Source organism: Enterococcus sp. AZ177, assembly GCF_050544585.1.
Classification (GTDB): domain Bacteria; phylum Bacillota; class Bacilli; order Lactobacillales; family Enterococcaceae; genus Enterococcus_L; species Enterococcus_L plantarum.
In genome coordinates, this window is sequence record NZ_CP172944.1 from 396434 (window position 1) to 416988 (window position 20555).

The 20555-nt window shown below is 36.5% G+C and carries 21 protein-coding genes and 1 riboswitch; of the genes, 15 read left to right on the plus strand and 6 right to left on the minus strand.

Features of this window, described 5'->3' with window-relative positions; genetic code table 11:
- Positions 1-3: 3 nt before the first annotated feature.
- The 13 genes from IGJ34_RS01940 (at position 4) to IGJ34_RS02000 (ending at position 11959) form a co-directional block, all read left to right on the plus strand.
- Entirely contained in the window at positions 4-330 is a 327-nt protein-coding gene (locus IGJ34_RS01940; RefSeq protein WP_069641208.1) for an urease subunit beta, read from the plus strand.
- 18 nt (positions 331-348) lie between these two features.
- Positions 349-2070: an urease subunit alpha gene (gene ureC, locus IGJ34_RS01945; protein WP_069641209.1), complete on the plus strand. Its 1722-nt coding sequence runs from the start codon at positions 349-351 to the stop codon at positions 2068-2070.
- A gap of 146 nt (positions 2071-2216) precedes the next feature.
- Complete coding sequence (locus tag IGJ34_RS01950) at positions 2217-2672, plus strand: urease accessory protein UreE (protein ID WP_069641210.1); 456 nt, start codon at positions 2217-2219, stop codon at positions 2670-2672.
- Positions 2662-3366 carry an urease accessory protein UreF gene (locus IGJ34_RS01955; protein WP_069654046.1) on the plus strand — a complete coding sequence of 235 codons (705 nt, stop codon included), beginning with the start codon at positions 2662-2664 and terminating at the stop codon, positions 3364-3366. Before IGJ34_RS01950 ends, IGJ34_RS01955 begins: the two co-directional genes overlap by 11 nt.
- A 14-nt stretch (positions 3367-3380) precedes the next feature.
- Positions 3381-3992, plus strand: coding sequence for an urease accessory protein UreG (gene ureG, locus IGJ34_RS01960; protein ID WP_069641212.1), 612 nt, complete (start codon positions 3381-3383; stop codon positions 3990-3992).
- Between the two features lies 1 nt (position 3993).
- Positions 3994-4842 carry an urease accessory protein UreD gene (locus tag IGJ34_RS01965; RefSeq protein WP_430597989.1) on the plus strand — a complete coding sequence of 283 codons (849 nt, stop codon included), beginning with the start codon at positions 3994-3996 and terminating at the stop codon, positions 4840-4842.
- 91 nt (positions 4843-4933) lie between these two features.
- Complete coding sequence (locus IGJ34_RS01970; RefSeq protein WP_430597990.1) at positions 4934-5698, plus strand: class I SAM-dependent methyltransferase; 765 nt, start codon at positions 4934-4936, stop codon at positions 5696-5698.
- A 20-nt stretch (positions 5699-5718) separates the two neighbouring features.
- Positions 5719-7314: a nickel ABC transporter substrate-binding protein gene (nikA, locus tag IGJ34_RS01975; protein ID WP_430597991.1), complete on the plus strand. Its 1596-nt coding sequence runs from the start codon at positions 5719-5721 to the stop codon at positions 7312-7314.
- Between the two features lie 20 nt (positions 7315-7334).
- Positions 7335-8267, plus strand: a complete 933-nt coding sequence (locus IGJ34_RS01980) for an ABC transporter permease (RefSeq protein WP_430598513.1) — start codon at positions 7335-7337, stop codon at positions 8265-8267.
- A complete protein-coding gene (locus tag IGJ34_RS01985) occupies positions 8267-9094 on the plus strand; it encodes an ABC transporter permease (RefSeq protein ID WP_206834230.1) in 828 nt (275 codons plus the stop codon). Before IGJ34_RS01980 ends, IGJ34_RS01985 begins: the two co-directional genes overlap by 1 nt.
- Before the next feature lie 14 nt (positions 9095-9108).
- Entirely contained in the window at positions 9109-9939 is an 831-nt protein-coding gene (locus IGJ34_RS01990) for a dipeptide/oligopeptide/nickel ABC transporter ATP-binding protein (RefSeq protein ID WP_430597992.1), read from the plus strand.
- A complete protein-coding gene (locus IGJ34_RS01995; protein WP_430597993.1) occupies positions 9917-10663 on the plus strand; it encodes an ABC transporter ATP-binding protein in 747 nt (248 codons plus the stop codon). Before IGJ34_RS01990 ends, IGJ34_RS01995 begins: the two co-directional genes overlap by 23 nt.
- Positions 10664-10744: 81 nt before the next feature.
- Positions 10745-11959 carry an ammonium transporter gene (locus IGJ34_RS02000; RefSeq protein ID WP_430597994.1) on the plus strand — a complete coding sequence of 405 codons (1215 nt, stop codon included), beginning with the start codon at positions 10745-10747 and terminating at the stop codon, positions 11957-11959.
- Positions 11960-12121: 162 nt separating this feature from the next.
- Here the strand turns inward: IGJ34_RS02000 and IGJ34_RS02005 are convergent, their stop codons facing one another.
- From IGJ34_RS02005 to IGJ34_RS02020, 4 genes are all read right to left on the minus strand, one after another.
- Positions 12122-13630 carry a helix-turn-helix domain-containing protein gene (locus IGJ34_RS02005; RefSeq protein WP_430598514.1) on the minus strand — a complete coding sequence of 503 codons (1509 nt, stop codon included), beginning with the start codon at positions 13628-13630 and terminating at the stop codon, positions 12122-12124.
- A 355-nt stretch (positions 13631-13985) separates the two neighbouring features.
- Positions 13986-15338 carry a branched-chain amino acid transport system II carrier protein gene (gene brnQ, locus IGJ34_RS02010; protein WP_430597995.1) on the minus strand — a complete coding sequence of 451 codons (1353 nt, stop codon included), beginning with the start codon at positions 15336-15338 and terminating at the stop codon, positions 13986-13988.
- Between the two features lie 115 nt (positions 15339-15453).
- The gene (locus tag IGJ34_RS02015; protein ID WP_069654038.1) at positions 15454-15942 is read right to left on the minus strand and encodes a GNAT family N-acetyltransferase; all 489 of its coding nucleotides are present in this window, start codon (positions 15940-15942) and stop codon (positions 15454-15456) included.
- Positions 15942-16283: a MazG nucleotide pyrophosphohydrolase domain-containing protein gene (locus IGJ34_RS02020; RefSeq protein ID WP_430597996.1), complete on the minus strand. Its 342-nt coding sequence runs from the start codon at positions 16281-16283 to the stop codon at positions 15942-15944. Before IGJ34_RS02020 ends, IGJ34_RS02015 begins: the two co-directional genes overlap by 1 nt.
- Before the next feature lie 152 nt (positions 16284-16435).
- On the opposite strand from IGJ34_RS02020, the gene IGJ34_RS02025 reads away from it, so the two are divergent.
- Both IGJ34_RS02025 and IGJ34_RS02030 read left to right on the plus strand, forming a co-directional pair.
- Positions 16436-17074 carry a histidine phosphatase family protein gene (locus IGJ34_RS02025; protein ID WP_430597997.1) on the plus strand — a complete coding sequence of 213 codons (639 nt, stop codon included), beginning with the start codon at positions 16436-16438 and terminating at the stop codon, positions 17072-17074.
- Positions 17075-17122: 48 nt separating this feature from the next.
- Positions 17123-17689 (plus strand): TIGR00730 family Rossman fold protein, encoded by a 567-nt coding sequence (locus tag IGJ34_RS02030; protein ID WP_430597998.1) that lies wholly within the window; start codon positions 17123-17125, stop codon positions 17687-17689.
- A 121-nt stretch (positions 17690-17810) separates the two neighbouring features.
- Here IGJ34_RS02030 and IGJ34_RS02035 read toward each other — a convergent pair whose 3' ends face one another.
- Together IGJ34_RS02035 and IGJ34_RS02040 are read right to left on the minus strand one after the other, a co-directional pair.
- Complete coding sequence (locus IGJ34_RS02035) at positions 17811-18551, minus strand: amino acid ABC transporter ATP-binding protein (RefSeq protein ID WP_069654034.1); 741 nt, start codon at positions 18549-18551, stop codon at positions 17811-17813.
- Between the two features lie 43 nt (positions 18552-18594).
- Positions 18595-20178, minus strand: a complete 1584-nt coding sequence (locus tag IGJ34_RS02040) for an ABC transporter permease subunit (protein ID WP_206848444.1) — start codon at positions 20176-20178, stop codon at positions 18595-18597.
- A 154-nt stretch (positions 20179-20332) separates the two neighbouring features.
- Positions 20333-20504, minus strand: a riboswitch (Lysine riboswitch).
- Positions 20505-20555: the final 51 nt, after the last annotated feature.

Below are 20555 nucleotides of genomic sequence, written 5' to 3' on the forward strand. Positions count from 1 at the left end.
GTTATGATTCCAGGAGAATATAAGTTAGCAAAAGAACCAGTTGTATGTAATGAAGGGTATGATGCCATCACTTTAGAGGTGAAAAATGTTGGTGATCGAGCTGTTCAGGTGGGGTCGCATTTTCACTTCTATGAAGCAAACGAAGAAGGCTTGAAATTTGATCGTGAAAAAGCAAGAGGCAAACGTCTAGATATACCTGCAGGTACTGCAATTCGTTTTGAACCAGGTGAAACCCGTAAAGTGAATTTGATTGACGTAGGTGGAAAACGCCGTATTTATGGGTTCAATGATAAAATAAATGGTTTTTTAGATGATGACCGCACAAAATAGCTGAAAAGAGGGAAAAATATGAGCTTTAAAATGGATAGAAGTAAATACGCGCAAATGTTTGGCCCAATAGTCGGGGATAGTGTTCGATTAGGAGATACGGATTTATTTGCAGCAATTGAAAAGGATTATACGATTCACGGTGAAGAAAGCAAGTTTGGTGGAGGAAAAGTTTTGAGAGATGGCATGGGGCAAAGCGCTACAGAAACCCGTGCAGCAAATCCACTGGTTGTAGATACAATTATCACCAATGCAACAATCATTGACTATACAGGAATTATTAAAGCGGATATAGGGATCCGCGATGGTAAGATCATCGCCATTGGTAAAGGCGGAAATCCAGATAATATGGATGACATAGACTTTGTTGTTGGTGCTAGTACGGAAGCAATTTCTGCTGAGGGTCTAATCGTAACAGCGGGTGGATTGGATATTCATGTTCATTTTATTTCACCAGGTTTAGCACAAGCGGGACTTGATAATGGCATTACAACATTATTCGGTGGGGGAACAGGTCCAGCTGATGGAACAAATTCAGCGACTACATCACCTGGTAAATGGCATATCGAACGAATGCTTCAGTCAGCCGAAAACTTACCAATCAACATAGGTGTTATGGCAAAAGGTGCGGGTGCTGTACCTGAAACGATAGCAGAACAAATTGAAGCAGGTGCCATGGCGATAAAAAACCATGAAGATTGGGGCGCAACTGCTGCTGGAATTGATAATTCACTGAAAGCTGCTGATCAATACGATGTTCAATTTGCGGTTCATACTGATTCGCTTAATGAAGGGGGATTCGTTCAAAATACGTTAGATGCTTTTCAAGGACGAACAGTGCATACATTCCATACTGAAGGTGCAGGTGGTGGACACGCACCAGATATCATGGTAGTAGCGGGGCACGATAATGTATTGCCTTCATCAACGAATCCAACAAATCCTTATACGATTAATGAAATCAGTGAACTATTTGATATGGTCATGGTTTGTCATAACTTGGATCCGAAATTACCAGAAGACGTGTCATTTGCAGAATCTCGTGTACGTAAACAAACGATTGCAGCAGAAGATGTTTTACATGATATGGGCGCACTAAGTATTATGACTTCTGATGCAATGGCTATGGGACGTGTTGGTGAAGTTGCAATGCGTTGTTGGCAATTGGCCGATAAAATGAAAAAACAACGTGGACCATTAGATGGAGATAGTGAATTTAACGATAATAATCGAATCAAACGATATATTGCAAAATACACAATAAATCCAGCCATCACAAACGGTGTATCAGATTATATTGGATCCGTTGAAGTAGGAAAATATGCTGATTTAGTCATTTGGGAACCAGCGAAGTTTGGAGCAAAACCCAAAATGGTTTTAAAAATGGGCATGATTAGTTATGGTGTGATGGGAGATGCAAGTTCAAGTCTACCTACACCACAACCTCGTCTAATGAGAGATCTCTTTGGGGCATGCGGCAAGGCTGTGACTGCCACAAATATTACATTCGTTTCACAGTTTGCATACGATCATGGAATCAAGGAAAACATTGGACTTGAAAAAGTAGTTTTACCTGTTCATAATACAAGAAATTTAACCAAGCGAGACATGAAATTAAATAATTTCAGTCCAAAAACGATTACTGTTGACCCTCATACATTTGATGTGAAGATTGATGACGAATTGATTACTTGTGATCCCGTCGACACTGTGGCGTTAAGCCAAAGATATTACCTATTCTAAACAGAAAAATGCTGGGACAAAAGTGGCAAGCTATCAAAAATTCTTTTAAAAAAATGATATCTATATACATTTAGAAGAAATTTTAAGGAAGCTAATGCCACTTTTGTTCTGTTAAATTATCAATATGTTATTACAGGAGGAAGAATATGATTTTGACAGCTATTGATTCAAATCTTGATGAAATTGATGATATTACGAAATATCATGTTGAAACGGTTAGATTAAACAGTGATGATTTAAACAAAAGAATTTTAAGGGTAACCACAGATCATGGCAACGATTATGGTATTCGATTAACAAGTGAAAGTGAAGCGTTGCGTAATGGTTCTATCTTTTTTGTCGATGACCATAACATATTAGTCATTGCGGTACGCTCTGAAGAAATGATTATTATTAAACCGTCAACGATGGATGAAATGGGTGAAATTGCTCACTTACTTGGAAATACACATAAACCTGTTGTTGTAGAAGACGGGAAAATTGTTTTAGAAGTAGATCCAACTGTAGTTGATCTTTTAAATAAAAAGGACATAGACTACGAGATTAAAAAAATCAAGTTGAAAAAAGCTTTGAAACATGTGGACTTGTCGCATGAACATTAATGTAAAAAGGTTTGAAAATTTTTTAGATGTTGTACAAGTCTGCGATTCCACTTTTCCTATTGGGACATTCAATCATTCCTTTGGTATGGAAAATTATTTGAGAACAGATAAAATAACGAATGCAGATGATTTTGAAATTTGGTTAGATACGTATTTAAAAACACAATTTAAATACGGTGAAGGGTTACTTATAAATCTTTGTTTTAAAGCTTTGGAAGAAGAAAAAATAGAAGTAATTTGGGAATACGATAAAATCATTACATGTTCCTCACAAGCAGCTGAAACAAGAAATGGGACAAAAATGATTGCGAAGCAAATGATTGATTTAGTTCAAACCTTACATGATATTCCATTACTAGATGATTATAAGCAACAAATCAAAAAGGCTACTGTTTATGGAAATCCAGCGATTGTTTTTGCTATTTTTGCTCATTATAAAGGACTGGATGCAGATGAAGCAATCTTACTTTATGGCTATAGTATAAATTCTACGATGATTCAAAACGCTGTCAGAGCAGTCCCTCTAGGGCAAAAAAGCGGGCAATTAATTCTACAAAGAACAATCCCACTTCTAGAAGAGATAGTAGCAGAAATGAAGCAATTGGACGCATCTTATTTAGGAGCCAATGTACCTGGAATCGAATTGTCACAAATTAACCATGAAACACAAGTATTCAGACTTTTTATGTCATAGGGAGGAAATAACAGATGAAAAAAACAGTAATAATTGGTGTCGGTGGACCTGTTGGATCAGGGAAAACATTACTTATTGAACGTTTAGTTAGACAAATGAATGAGGATTTGAACGTCGCAGTAATAACCAATGATATCTATACAAAAGAAGATGCAAAATTCTTATGTGATAACTCTGTTTTAAGTGAAGATCGTATTATCGGTGTAGAAACTGGAGGATGTCCACATACAGCAATTCGTGAAGATGCATCAATGAATTTTGCAGCTATTGAACAATTAGAAGAACGATTTGAAGATTTAGATGTAATTTTTTTGGAAAGTGGTGGGGATAATTTAGCCGCAACGTTTAGTCCAGAATTAGTCGATTCCTCTATTTATATTATTGATGTGGCCCAAGGAGAAAAAATTCCTAGAAAAGCAGGTCAAGGAATGATCAAGAGTGATTTATTTATCATCAATAAAATCGATTTGGCTCCGTATGTTGGTGCTGATTTAGATGTCATGAAAAAAGACACCGAGGTTTTTCGAGAAGATAATACTTTTTTATTTACTAACTTAAAGGATCAAGAAGGGGTAGCAGCCGTAAATGAATGGATCCGTAAAAATGTTTTACTAGAAGGATTATAATATGAGGCAAGATACAGACGGACTTATTGAAATGGCATTTACCAATCGTAATAACCGAACCATTGCGTCTAGAATTTATCATGAGGGCAATTCTCGCGTGTCCTCGAATATTCCATTAGCGAATGAGAAAACACCATATTACTTCTTTATTAGTACGGGTGGGGGTTTCCTTGAGGGAGAGAAATATGAACTGGATGTTACGGTAGCCAAAGAAGCGCATGCTATCGTGACAACTCAAGCACCAACTTACGTATACAAATGTGATAATAAAATACAAACAACACAAAAAACACAGCTGGTTTTAGAAGAAAATAGCACATTTGAATATTTAACAGATGAAGTAATTCCTTATAAAAATTCAATTTACAAACAAGAAACAATCGTTCAGATGAAAGAAAATGCAACGCTAATTTTAATGGATGGTGTAACAGCGGGCTGGTCTGCTGATGAGCAACCGTTTCAATACGCTGAATTACAGATGAAAACAAGTATATATATGGATGAAGAATTAATCTACAATGACCATTTACTATCAGAGCCATTGAAAAATGATATGTCTGCACTAGGTTATTTTGAAGACGGCTTGAATTATAACACGTTGATAATTATCAGTCCTTCTTGTACAAAAGAGGTTATTGAAACAATTAGAAAGAAATTAAATAAAATTGAAACAACTGTCAATTTTGGCATTTCAAGTTTAGAAAAACCTGGTTTTGTGCTTCGAGCGCTGGGGAAAAGTGGAGAAGAAAATCGCTATATCCTGATGCAAGCTCTCAATCATTTTCGAATAGAACAGCTTCATTATCCTGAATTGATTCTTAGTAAAAATGACAACTACATTCAGAATTAATGGACAAGAAGAAGGGTTTTTACGAACTTTTTAGTAAGAAATGGCGAGGTATTTTTCTGTTATGTAGTAAAAAGGGGAAAGTAGTGTGGAAATGGCTAAGAAGACATTTAAAAATGAAATTATTGATTACTGGTCAAAGAGATCTGAAACATATGGACAACAGCATCATGAAGAATTACTGGGAGAACCAAAAACATTATGGCAAAATGTCATCCTTAGTGCTTTTAATGCAAACGAAAAACCAGTTAAAAAAATTCTTGATATAGGTACTGGTCCAGGTTTTCTCTCCATATTGCTTGCTGAAAAAGGTTTTGAAGTGACGTCAATCGATATGACAGAAGAAATGTTGATTCAAGCGAAGTTGAATGCGGGTGATCTCGTTGAAAAAATCGAATGGACATTGATGGATGCCCATAAGTTGACATTTGATACAGCACACTTCGATGCAATTGTCACAAGAAATGTCACTTGGAATCTAGAAAATCCAAAGGAAGCATATAAAGAATGGTATCGAGTATTAAAACCAGGAGGAATCTTACTAAATTTTGATTCAAATTGGTACAAATATCTTTACGATGAAACGCTTCGGGAGAAATATGAAAAAAATCGAGAATTGACGCAAGAGATGGCTGTTAAAGATTATTATGAAGGGACAGACATTGATTGGATGGAAGACTTAGCTAAAGAAATGCCTTTATCAAAAATTAACCGTCCTATATGGGATAAGAAGGTATTGAAAGAGTGTGGATTCCAATCTATTACAATTCATGAGAATATGAATGACCAATTACTAAGTGATATTCAGAAAATCAATTTCTTGTTTTCCCCTATATTCCTAATAGAAGCAATAAAATAAATGGCAAAGGAGATGAGTTGTTGGCAAAGAAAAGAAAATGGATGCCAGTCTTCTTTTTTACTTTCTCTATGATGCTACTAATTTTAGCAGGCTGTAATTCATCAAAAAAAGAGAGTCGATCTTCTAATCAAATAAATTACGGTAGTACAAAAGATATACGAGATATTAATCCGCATTTATACAATGGGGAAATGGCTGCGCAAAATATGGTTTTCGAAGGATTGACCAAAAATGAAGAGGGAAAAGTCAAACCTGCGTTAGCAAAAAGCTGGGCTATTTCTGATGATGGTAAAGAATATACCTTTTCTTTACAAACTAATGTGAAATTTACGGATGGTACGGCATTTAATGCAGATGCTGTGAAGCAAAATTTTGATGCAGTTTTGGCTAATAAGGAACGTCATGCTTGGTTAGATATGGTGAATGAAATCGAATCGACACAAGTAATAGATGATGAGACTTTCAAATTGACATTAAAACATCCCTACTACCCAACCTTGATTGAACTTGGGTTGACTAGGCCATTTCGTTTTATCTCGCCTAAAAGTTTCATTGAGGGAGGATCTAAAACTGGTGTGTCAAGCTATGTGGGGACTGGGCCGTTTAAACTGGAAACACACAAGGACAATCAATATGCACACTTTGTAGTGAATGAAGATTATTGGGGTGAAAAACCAAAAGTTTCAGAAGTGGATTGGAAAGTAATTCCAGATTCACAAGCATTATTACTTGCTCTAAAAAAAGGAGAAATTGATCTTATTTATGGTGCAGATGGCGACCAATTAAATATGGATGCTTATAACGCAATGAAAGCTGACAAGGATGCTTTTACAGCCGTATCTAGCCAACCGGTAGCCTCTCGTGCAATACTATTAAATAGTAAACGAGAAAATCTGAGTTCACTAAAGGTTAGAGAAGCGTTAACTTACGCAGTCAACAAAGAGAAGATTATTAAAGGTGTACTAAACAATTCAGAAGACAAAGCAGATGCGCTATTGCCAAAAACGGCTCCTTATTGTGATATTGAATTAAAGAGCTATAATTACAACGTGGAAAAAGCAAACCAATTACTAGATGAAGCAGGATGGAAAGTAGGAAAAAATGGAATACGTATGAAGGATGATAAACCTTTAGCACTAACTTTTTCCTATAATTCACAAAATGCACAAGAAGGAACGATCGCTCAATCGATTCAAGCGGATCTTAAAGAGGTGGGAGTGGACTTAGCCATTATTTCTGAGGAAAAACAGAATTTTCTTGATCGTCAAAAAGATGGAGAGTTCGATTTACAGTATTCGTTGTCGTGGGGAACGCCTTACGATCCGCAATCTTATCTTTCTTCTTGGCGAATACCGGCACATGGAGATTATCAAGCACAATTAGGCTTGGATAAAAAAGCATGGTTGGATGATAAAATCACACAAGTGATGATTGAGCCAGATGAAAAACAGAGACAAACAGATTATAGCGAAATTTTGACGTACATCAACGAGCAATGTGTATATATCCCAATTTCGTATTCGAAAACGAAAGCAATCGGTAAAGCTAACCTTAAAAATATCACGTTTAATGATTCGCAATATGAAATACCATTTGAAAAAATGTTCTTTGAATAAGGATAGAAAGTTGGGTGACAATGATTAAATCTATTATTAAAAATTGTGGAAAAATCCTTCTTCTCCTTTTTTTAATAACGTTTATTCCTTTTTTCCTATTGACGTATCTATCCAATGATCCAGCTGAAGTAGCACTAAGAGTCCAAGCAATCACACCAACTGAACAAAATGTGCGTCAGATGCGTTCAGAATTGGGGTTAGATCAACCTTTTTTTTCAAGATACATTGATTGGGTTCAACAGGCTCTAAAAGGGGATTTAGGTAAAAGCTATGCTACTGGTAAATCGATTGCTGGTATGATCAGTGAGGCTTTTCCATATACAGTATTCTTGACTCTAGTGACACTGATCATCATTATTGTAACCTGTTTAGTACTTGGGATTTTGGCAGCTAATTATCAAAATCATTGGACTGAAAAAGTCTTAAGATTGATCACCTTTGTCTTAAATGCAATTCCATCATTTTGGCTAGGGTTGTTACTGATCTTTTTGTTCTCTGTAAAGCTAAATTGGTTACCAACGGGAGGGGCCGAAGGGCTATTATCAGTTTTCTTGCCAGCATTAACACTTTCTTTAGCCTACTCTAGTTCGTATATTCGGTTGATTCGCAATGATTTATTGCAAAATAAGCAGTTGCCATATGTCGACTATTATTTTACAAGAGGATTTTCAAAAAAAACGATCACGAAACATTTATTGAAAAATTCTTTGCGTTCTTCTGTTGTTTCGATTGGCGTGAGTATTCCCAAACTGATTGCTGGTAGCATTATTATAGAAAGTGTTTTTGCATGGCCTGGTATGGGGCTTCTCTGTATTAATTCAATCAGAAACCGCGATTTACCTGTTTTGCAAGCCTATATTGTCATTATGTCATTGTTCTTTATTAGCAGTAGTTTGTTGATTGATTCCTTAAACAAAAGGATTGATCCCAGACTAAGAGAGCGAGGCAGCTGATGGATGTAATGAAAAAAATAGTCAAGGATAGAATAGTTCTTGTTTCTATTCTCTTTTTAAGTCTTTTAATGTTAGGTATTATTTTTGCGAATGTCTTGTCACCGTATGATCCAAACAAACAAGATATTATGAATAAATTGGCTCATCCAAGTAGTGAACATTTTTTTGGAACAGACATGTTAGGTCGAGATATTTTTTCGAGGATATTATATGGCGGTAGAGTGACGTTACTTCTCTCCTTTTTGATTGTTTTCTTGATTCTTTTGATCGGGCTCATTTTTGGTGGAATTTCTGGGATGTTTGGTGGTTGGATCGATGCCTCAATGATGCGATTTTGTGACCTGATGCTTTCTTTACCGAATGAAATGATGTCTTTATGTATTATTGGTATTTTAGGCCCTAGTTTACTGACGATTATTTTAGCACTGACAGTAGTACGATTTCCGTGGTACGTTAAAATGATCAGGACAGAAGTCCTTAATTATAAAACAAAAAATTATGTTGTCTTCTCCCTAAGTTCTGGAAAGTCTAAAGGATGGGTATTTAAAGAACACATTTTTCCCCCGATTATTCGGGCAATCATTGTTTATTCTACATTAGATATTAGTGCAGTGATTATGAGTATTAGTGCGCTATCTTTTCTCGGGGTTGGGATTCAGCCACCAACAGCTGAGTGGGGTAGAATGTTAAACGAATCCAGAGAAATCGCTATAGTTGAGCCTTGGCAGATGATTCCTGCTGGGATCACACTATTTCTTGTGATAGCGATGCTCAATTATATCGGAGACGCGGTTGCAGAAGGAATCAACGAAGCGAATAGCGAGTAACGAGGGAGAAAGTAATGGAAAATACACTAATTTTGGTAGTGGAAGAGTTGAGCGTAAATGAACTCAAAACAAATAAAAGAGTCCTTGATAACCTAACTTTTCAAGTAGAAAGAAATGAGTTTTTAGGCATTCTTGCACCAAGTGGAAGTGGGAAAACAACACTTCTTAAAACGATTATGAGAATCTGTCCAAAATCACTTCATTCAAGTGGATTAATTGCCTATTTTCCGGATACTAAAAATAAAATCGTTATTCAGGAGAAAACCAATGTTCATTTTTCGGCGGTATTAAGTCGCGAATTAACATACATCCCTCAAAATGCTTCAGAAGCATTTGATCCTATTGAAAAAATGGGTGTGCAATTGAAAGAAACATTGACAGAAAATCGATTTTCTGTAAGTGAAAGAACAAATATGATTCAAGAGTTATTGGAAAGTATGGATTTACCTGAGAGTATTTTAAACAAATACCCCTTTCAATTATCTGGTGGAACGTTACAGCGCTGTGCAATTGGGTTAGCACTTATTTTGAAACCCAAAGTGATTATTGCAGATGAGCCGACGAGTGCATTGGACACGGTAAATAGAAAGAGAATTCTAGATAGCTTCTTGCAGCTAAAAAAACGAAATGAGACGACTCTACTTTTGGCGACACATGATATTGCTATTGTAGATTACTTATGCGATACGGCGCTGGTTTTAGAAGCAGGTAGAAAAATTGAACACAAAAAAATAGATAAAATGGATACTGATCCAACCTCATATTTGGTAAAAATGCGTAGAATAAAAAATAAAATAGGTTCGACATTTTGGAGATTAAAAGATGGAAAATTGGTTAGTTCTTGAGCAATTATCAAAGACGTATTACAAAAAGCGGTTATTCAAGCCAAGAGAAAATATGGACGGTGGATTAAAGCCGTTTTCACTTTGTATTTCAGAAGAGATTATTGGTATTTTAGGAGAAAGTGGTAGTGGGAAAACAACATTAGCTAAACTAATAGCTGGTATTGAAAAACCAGATAAAGGGTCAGGGGAAATCATATTTAAACTAAACGAGCCACTCAAACAAAAGAACCCAGTGAGCATGATATTTCAAGAGTACACCTCTGCAATCAATCCGGACTTTACTGTAGAAAAAGCCTTAGTAGAATCAGTTAGTAAAAACAATAAAACACAAGAAACAAAAGAAAAGATAATTACTGTTTTAAATAAAGTGGGATTATCTGAAGAACTCTTAGACAAGAAGCCAAGAAACTTAAGTGGTGGGCAGATTCAGCGTGTTTGTATTGCGAGAAGTATCTTAACGGAAGCAAAGGTATTGATTTTGGATGAAGCCTTTAGTTCGTTAGACTTATTTAATGTGGACCGTATGCTTGAGTTGTTACTTGCTTTAAAAAAGGAATTTAACTTGTATTATATAGTCGTTACTCATAATTTAGAACTGGCTACTTATTTTTGTGACAAACTTATTTTTTTAAAAGAGGGACATTTAGAAGAAGTGATAGAAACGAGTCAATTGATGCATGCGAAATCTGCTTATGTCCAAGCTTTGATTGATGCTCAAATTTGAGCGCCAAATAGTATAATTTGCTAGTAGTGTAGCAAAATGAATTACTATATTGAAATAGATTCAAAGAAAGGAATGGAATTCATGTCAAATTCAATTAATACAGGCGATACAGCATTTATGATTTTATGTACAGCAATGGTGTGTTTAATGACACCAGGTTTAGCTTTTTTCTATGGAGGTTTGGCACGTAAAAATAATATATTAATCATTATGGGACAATCATTTGTTTCAGTTGGAGTCACAACGTTAATGTGGATTTTTGGAGGGTTTGGGCTAGCATTTGGTTCAGATTTTCATGGTATTATCGGAAATCCAGCTGATTTCTTCTTGATGAAAAATGTCGGCACGTTAGCGAACCTTTTACATGGGGCAACGATTCCCTTTTTAATGTTTTTTGCTTTTCAATTGATGTTTTGTGTGATCACCGTCCCTCTTATGACAGGGGCTTTTGCAGATCGTTTGACGATGAAAGGGTATATTTTACTGTTAATCGGCTGGAATTTATTGATTTATTTTCCTGTCTGCCATTGGGTTTGGGGTGGTGGATTCTTAAGTAATTTCAACTTTAAAGACTTTGCTGGCGGTACAGTTATTCATACGACGGCTGGATTTGGTTCTCTTGCAACGATCTTATACTTAGGACAAAGAAAGTTGACGGAACAACAAAAAAGCCAACACAATAATTTGATGATCGCTGCAATCGGAACTGGACTTTTATGGTTTGGTTGGTTTGGGTTTAATTCTGGTGGTGCATTACGTGCAGATATTCAAGCAGTGAATGCATTTGTTTCAACGTTTGTTGCACTTGCTACATCTTTAACTGTATGGATTTTATTTGCCAAATTTAAGAAGGGGTACTATGATTTTGTGGATATTTTGACTGGGTCAGTTGCAGGATTAGCAACGATAACCCCTTGCGCAGGATATGTAAAACCAACAGAAGCAATTGCTATTGGTGCCATCGCAGCAATTATTTGTAACCTTGCTGTTGATTTTCGCAAGAAAAAAGGTTGGGATGATGCATTGGATGTATGGGGGGTCCATGGTATTGGTGGATTCACTGGAACTATTTTAATTGGTATCTTCGGAACAGGTGCTTCATTAGTAACTGCTAGCGGCTTAAATGCACTGCTGGTTCAAATTTTAGGTGTCTGCTTCGTCGCAGCGTATGCATTCATCATAACAAGACTTATTCTAATTGTTTCATCAAAAATAACAAGAATAGAGACAACAGAAGAAGAACAAGAAAAAGGATTAGATATGGAATTTTTTCACCAGTCTACCTATGATGAGTGAATTTCATCTTATATAAGTAGTTAATCTAAGGGAAGGAGCAAAAGCTAATATGTCTTGCTCTTGACCCTTAGATTTTTTTAAAATAAATAGATAAAACCGCATGTGCTTAGCAATGCTCATGTAATGCATGATGAGACATTTAATAATCGTACAATTCTGTACTTATTCTTGAACAATATTTTTTTTCTCAAAAAGCTGTTGTAACGTCCGATATAAATCAGCTAATTCTTCTTCATCATAAGAGAGATCCCAGAAGTAAAGCGGTAATTCTGGGTATTTTTTCCTTGGTAATAGAGAAGAACTGATCACCAAATCGTATTGCTCATTTAGCTCTTCCTGATAAGGAGCAGAATCCACAAAACCTAAATCATTTAAGAACTGATAGATCCTTCTAACTAGAAGAAAATTATGCTCAAAAGCCACACCGATGTTTAAATGCTCTGAATGTTTTGGTTTGTCATAAACAGGAAGTAATACACTTTTGAACATTTTAACCAGCGGATTTTTGATGGTATAAATAAATTTATATTCTTTTTCCTTTACTTTTTCATCAAAAAAAACTTGAATTTTCGTTTCCAAAAGTTCGTCCGCTTTTTTCTTTTTACGTGGTAACTCCACTAATTTTTGAAGGTTAGGGAAGGGTTGACGCAAAACATAAAAAGTAAAGGCAATATTCAGTAAATTTCCAATAAGAACGGGTTTATCAAGAACTTCTGGCTCTTTTTTAAAGATGTTGATTTTAGCATAGTCTAAAAATTCTTGAACCAATTCATAGACAGGATTTGGTCTTATTGAGAAATCGTGTAGTGTTTGAGACAAGGACGGATCATCATCTAAGGTATAAAAAGGCGCATAATGTGCGAGAAAAAAGATAAAGCTGCTTTCCCCTTTTGTGTATTTAGGAGGCAAAGCTTGATGTGGCCCTAGTTCTTTGTTGAGACGCTCAAAATCATAGTAAGGATTATCCTGCATCAAGAAATCATACCGTTCATCATACGAAACAAAAATCTTTTTCCGAGTGCGACAGAGAAAAATCGCTGCAAAATAAGGCAATTCTTTAGAGCCTAAATAGGTTCTGGATAATGGGAAATATTCAGAAAATGCTTCTGCCAGTCTTTCCGCTTCTTCACGGGGAACACTTTTAAATGGCCAGATCGTTCCTCTGGTTCCTAGCCACAAGGCATCGAATAGTGCGACTCTGACCGCACGTTCATCACCAATCAAGTTGGCTTCAGTATATGTAAACCGCAGATTATATTGCTTTACGTGTCTTTTCAAAGGCAGCATCTTTCTAGAGACTGTTGAACGGCTCACGTAATAGCGTTGACAAAAATCATCTATGTTAGGAGAATCATGGTTTAAAAAATAGAGAATAAATTGAAACGGAACCGATTTTTTTAATAGAAAATACCGGTATTCATCGATTGTTACGAGTAAGTTAGTACTGTCGATCTTGCCAGCTTTTTGTAAAATCGAGGGGTGCGTTGAGATTACTTTAGCTAGATCATGATTGATTTCATTCATAATAATAAATACCTGTTGATAATTCAAAGATAGTTCCTCAGATAACTGAGTAATAGAAATATCTGACTGATTGATTTGTGTAATTCGTTTGAATACTTTAAATTTGGTAAGCATTCCAGAATCCATCATCAATTCCTCATAGAGCATGCTAATCACTTCCTTGCCCCTATTCTACTGTACTTTATGGTCAATTGTCAGCTAAGACGATAATTAGTTTTTGCGTAGTCATTCATATAGTTCTAAAAGGATGATTTTATATCCTAATGAAGAAAGTTATTGTTTTGAGCGCACAGAAAAGAGAAGACGTGACGTCTTATGAAGCAAAAAGGAGTGTAGTGTAACTCCACGAGTCACACCACACTCCTAAGAAAGCCTGATAAATGGTTGAAGCAGAAGCAATTACCGTTCGTTCCGATCTCATCAATTTTTAGGTGCTAAAGACACTAAGAATTGAAGGACTTGGTTCTAGCAGTTAAATATTTCTGCCCAGTCTTTCCAGTTATCAGTTAAGATCAGGTTCTTTTTTTAGTTTGATCCAAATTAAACCAATGATAAATCCAAGTACTGAAGGAACAACCCAGCCCATTCCAATCGTAAATAAAGGCAAGTATTCCTCAGCAGCGGTTAAAATAGTTGTAACCACTGTATTTGATTTAATAAAATCGGGCGCACTGTTCAAAGCATCAAGTAAGGCAGCAAATAGTGTGATATAAGTTGTTGTGCGATAGACTTCTTTGCGATGATGAAACAGCGGGCTGACGATGACTAAAATCATCAAGGTCATCGCTAATGGATAAAGGAACATCAAGACAGGGATTGAAAACTGAATGATATTTGTTAATCCAACATTTGCAAACAAACAAGGTAATATACTTGCTATCGCAATGTAAAATGAATAGGAACCTTTTGGAAACAGTTCGCTGAATGTTTCAGAAAAAGCGGTAATCAATCCGATTGCTGTTTTTAAACAGGCAAGGATAACAATAAGTGCAAGTAAAATACTACCTAAATTACCTAGATAGTGGTTAGCGATTTGAGCTAAAGCAATTCCGCCATTCTCACTAAGCGGGAATTTCCCTAAACTCATCGTGCCCATATAAGACAACAAAGTATAGATGATCCCCATCAAGACAATACTGATTGCGCCGGACTTTATCGTATCTTTCGCAATATCATTTGGTTTTTCAACACCCATACCTCGAATCGTTGAAACGATGATGATTCCAAAAGCCAGAGAAGCTAGTGCATCTAATGTATTATAGCCTTCAGTAAATCCTTTAAAAAAAGGGTTGGCCGCATAACTATCTGCAACAGGTGCTAAAGAGATCGTTCCGAGTGGCGTTAAGAAAGCAAATAAAATCAAAATCGCCAATAAAAATAGAAATAATGGATTTAAAAATTTTCCTACATACCCTAATAACTTAGTCGGTTTACGTGAAAAGGCCCAAGCAACCAGAAAGAATAGCGCCGAAAAGACTGCTAAAATTAATTTATGCTGATCACTTGGAATAAAGGGCACTAAGCCAATTTCAAAAGACGTTGTTGCCAGACGAGGTAAGGCAAAAAAAGGCCCAATCGTTAGATATAATAATACAGTAAAACCAACAGCATAGCGTCGATTCACCCGAGTTGCTAAGTCAAACACCCCGTTACTTTTGGAAATCCCAATGGCAATCACACCTAGAAATGGCAAGCCGATACCTGTGATCAAAAAGCCGAGGTTCGCTAGAAAAATAGTAGCACCAGCCTCTTGTCCCATATGAACTGGAAAAATCAAATTTCCCGCCCCGAAAAATAAGCCAAATAGCATGGAACCTACGTAAAGGTAATCACGCCATGATAATTTTTTTGTCACACTTCAACACTCCTTAAAATTTATCCTTACTAAAAGTACCAGAATAAGAAGACCACAGCAAGCGAATTTTCAGAAAAAGTTTGATGTTTTCAGTAAACATTAAAAATTGATGAGCCTAATCGACAAAATAAGCAAACTGATAATCATCACAATACGCACCATTGATAAAAAATTCATCTTTAAATAAAGCTTCTTGGACAAATCCATTTTTACGATAAAACTGAATCGCTTTCGTATTGGTCCCCATAACGCGCAAAGAAATCTTATGAATCCCCTCTTCAGCTGCAATATCTTTTAAAAAATCCAGTAATTGACGTCCAATACCCAATGACTGACTATCTGGATGAACACCGATCCCAAACATCCATTGTTTTTTATGTGAAGGCAAAGAGGTTGGATGATGAACAGCAACAAAACCATGAACGTTGTTTTCATCTGTAGCGACAAAAATAAGTCGTCCCTCGCTCTTTTCTTTGTATTCCTCAACCGACTCATAGAAGTGAAGTACCGGAGAATTTTCATTTGTCCAAATCGTATTTTCTATCTCTAGTAATGATAGAAAATCACGTTCTTTAACGAATCGGATTGTAATATGTTTGTCCATTATATCCCTTCTTCCATACCGTTCAGCTCACCAAAACGCTCTTCTAGTTTTTGTTTATGTGAGGCTAAAATATCTTCAAAACGAATATCATATTTATCTGCTAAAATAAAAATATTATCCAAAACATCGCCGAGTTCTTCCGTCAAATCTTGAACCAGATGTTCCGTCGATTTTTCTTCCTCATCTGGGCGGTCACGCCCGATTTCTAAGGCACGTACAGCTCGCGCGACTTCACCTGTTTCTTCAGACAAAAAGCCTATACGAACAAATGAATTGAGTTCATACCAGCCTCTTTTTTTGTAAAATTCACTGATCCATTGTTGATAGTGTTGAAGTTCCACATAAATTCCTCCAGTCTATTTTACTATGGTAGCATAGAGAATCAACAATGTGGAAATACTTTACAAGCAATTTTTTAACAAAGCAGAGATTTTTTATTTGTAGTATCATATTCAAGTATAAGCAATAGTTCAAAAATGGAGGGGCGAAACAAATGACTACATTTTATTTTGTTAGACACGGTAAGACGGAATTGAATTTAGGTTTACGATTTCAAGGTGGGGACATCGATTCTCCATTATTGCCAATCGGAATTGAACAAGCGATTCAGGCAGGTCGCTATCTTAGTGATCGTTCATTTGATGTAGTAGCAGTCAGTACTCAAAAAAGAGCAATGGATACAGCAAATTATATTCTTAAAGAAAATAATTTTTTAGATGGTCTAACGGTACAGTATCATGACAGCTTAAGAGAGATCAAATTCGGCAAACGTGAAGGGGTCGAAATCGATCATATGGATGAACAAACGGCTTATTTGCGCCAGCGGCCAGATTTATATGATCCTACAACATTTGGGGGAGAAACGATTGACTCTTTAGTATCACGTTCAACTCAGACGATTGAAAAGCTTAGCAAAGATTATCCAGATGGCAATGTACTGATTATTGCTCACGGGGTGTTACTGATTACGTTGATCAATTCACTGATAGGCAAAGAAAAAGCAAAATGGCGTGAAGGCGGACCACTTGCCAATACTAGTATTACTATTTTAGAAAACGAAAACAATCAAGAACGTTTTACAATCAGATCATTTAACGATGTTTCATATCAATCCACAAGTGAAGAGGCATAAAATGAATCGAGTGAAGACGTATATTTAATTAGAGTAGGTGGGGATTTTATGAAGAAAATGGCGGTTTATTGTGGTGCCAGTGTAGGGAATAAGACAATTTATCAGGAACAAACAAAGGCATTAGGGCAATGGATGAGTCGTAATGATTATGATCTTGTTTACGGTGGCGGCAATGTTGGTTTAATGGGGTTGTTGGCTGATACGGTTATTGAAAATGGCGGGAAAGTGATTGGTGTAATGCCAACATTTCTATTAGAGCGAGAACTAGCGCATCAAAATATTACTGAGATGCATATAGTGAACGATATGCATGAACGCAAACGAAAGATGATTGATTTGGCAGAATGTTATTTAGCATTACCTGGAGGGCCGGGGACACTAGAAGAAATATCAGAAGTTGTTTCTTGGGGCCGTGTAGGGGAACATCAACATCCATGTCTTTTTTTTAATGTCGATGGCTATTATGATTTATTAGCGGATTTCTTTGATAAAATGGTTGTAGAAGGTTTTTTAACAGCAGCAGATCGGGAAAAAATTTTCTTTTCAGATTCTTTAGAAGAAATCCAACAATTTATTGATACATTCATGCCACCAACTATTAGACAATATAAATAAGAAAAAAGGGGATGGGATAGAAGTGTTTATTTCCGAAGGGGTTGCTTCTATCCCACCGTTTATTCGCATTTAAGGTGTGAAACAAAAGTGATTTGTACTCTTGTTCCACACCTTTTTTTTCTTAGGATTTAGACAGGATACGGTGTAAAAATTCTTTCGTCCGTTCTTCTTTAGGATGAACAAAGATATCATCAGATGTACCTTCTTCAGCGATGACACCTTTGTCCATAAAGATTACTCGGTCAGAAACTTCTTTTGCAAACTCCATTTCGTGGGTCACGATGATCATCGTCAATCCTGTATGTGCTAAATCTTTCATTGTTTTTAATACTTCACCGACCATTTCAGGATCAAGGGCCGAAGTTGGTTCATCAAACAGCATCACATCAGGATTCATAGATAAGGCACGGGCAATCGCGACACGTTGCTTTTGTCCACCAGAAAGCTGTGATGGTTTTGCATCAATAAAACGCTCCATCCCAACTTTTTCAAGATTTTCTAAGGCAATCTTTCTGGCTTCATCTTTGCCTCGTTTCAAGACAGTGAGTTGTCCAGAAGTACAATTTTCTAACACATTCATATTATTAAATAGGTTGAATGATTGGAATACCATCCCTAAATGTGTACGATATTTTGGTAAGTTATAGCCACGTTCTAACACATTTTCACCATTATAGATGATTTTGCCGCCTGTCGGTTTTTCTAGTAAGTTTATGCAACGTAAAAGGGTTGATTTACCTGAACCAGAAGAGCCGATGATTGTCACGACTTCTCCTTTATTTACAGTTACATTGATATCTTTTAACACTTCATTTTCACCGAAGCTTTTTCTTAAATGTTCGACTTCAATCATTTGATTCATCCTTATATCCTCCTAATTTAAACGAGTCTGCGAAGCTAGATGATTAGCTTTCTTTTTGATTTTCTACTTCGTCTAGTTTCACATAAGCAGAAGGGCCGTCCATTTTCTTCTCAACAATACGTAAAACACGCGTAATCGCATATGTCATAATCAAATACATGATTCCAACGATCGTAAAGGTTTGGAAGAATTGGAAGTTTGCGCCAGATGCAGAATTTCCTTGGAAGAATAAGTCTGCTACCCCGATAACGCTTAAAACAGCCGTGTCTTTGATATTGATCACAAACTCATTTCCTGTTGCAGGCAAAATATTACGCAATACTTGAGGAACAACGACTTTACGCATTGTTTGGCCATGAGTCATTCCAATCGCTTGTGCTGCTTCAAATTGTCCTGGATCAACAGCGAAGATTCCGCCACGAACGATTTCAGACATATAAGCCCCCGTATTAATAGAAACAATAAACAGAGCCGCAACCGTTCGGTCTAGAGAAATCCCAAAAGCTAAGGCTAAACCATAGAAGATAACCATTGCTTGCACCATCATGGGTGTTCCGCGAAATACTTCAATGTAAATCGAAAGCAAGGCATTTCCTAATTTTTGGAAGAACCGTTTCACTTTATTTTCAGATTCTGGAATCGTGCGGACTACTCCGATCAATAAACCTAAAGCTGTTCCCACAACCGTTCCAATCAAGGCGATAAATAAGGTTAAACCTGCACCACGTAAGAACATACCACCGTATTGATCCCAAATAGTTTTAAAGTCTGTTAATATACCTGATTTTTCGCTATCCTTTGTTTCAGCAGCGGGTTGATCTTTCACTGCTTGATCCATGATTTTTGTTTGTTCGTCTGAAGAAATAGTGGATAAAATTTGATTGACCTTGCTGATTTCGGGATCTGCTTTACGCATACCAACTGCGACTTGAACATCTTCAGAATTGGTTTGGAAACCATTTTCTTTAGAGAATTCAAGCATTTCTAAGTCTTTGTTAACACTTGTAGCAGTCACACCTTCTGGTCGCTCACTGACATAACCATCGATCATACCAGAAGCAAGAGCGGTTCTCATTGCTGAAAAATTATCCATCGCTTGTTGTTTATTAACGCCAGGAATTTGATCGATCACACTATAATGAAACGTGTTGAGCTGTGCAGTAATTTTAGCACCAGTTAAATCGTTCAAATTTTTCGCATCGGCAAACTGTCCTTTTTTCTGAACAACGACCACCAATTGTGATTCGTAATAAGGATCAGTAAAATCAATTTCTTTCCGACGCTCTGCGGTAGGGCTCATCCCAGCAATAATGGCATCGATTTTTCCAGATTGCAAGGCAGGAGCCAAACCGTCCCATTTTGTTTGTACGATAACAAGTTTTTTATCCAATCCCTCCGCAATTTTTTTAGCGATTTGGACATCGTATCCTCCTGCATAAGAAGAATTTCCTTGAATAGGTACAGCACCATGTGCGTCTGTTTTTTGGGACCAGTTAAACGGAGCATAACCTGCCTCCATCCCGACACGGAATTCACCGTTCGTTTCTGCATGACTGAATACTGGAGAACAGAAGACACTTAAAATAATTGCAAATAGTAAGCCAAGTGAAAATGATTTCTTGTTCATGTTTTTCTTTCTTCCTTTCTGTTTAACGACTTAATTTGTTCTACTATTATTTAGTTTAAAGAGTTTTGAAGAAGGTGTCGAACCTATTCTTCTACACGTAAAAAAACAACCATACGAAAATGCATGGTTGCCTACTATCGTCAGGTACTCTCAACAAAAACATAGCGCAACTTAGCATCACTACTAAGACAGTCCGTAAGTTGTTCGCTTACGTCCCAACACATAACAGGGAGGCTGTTATGCATTTCGGCGATTTTTCCTAGACTTGCTTCGACGTGTCCTCTCACTCCGCAAGCTTAATAAAAAACGCAACCTCTACCTCGATTTGAGGTACTATTTAATTATCAGATTCAAGTAATCAGTGTACGTTATTTAGC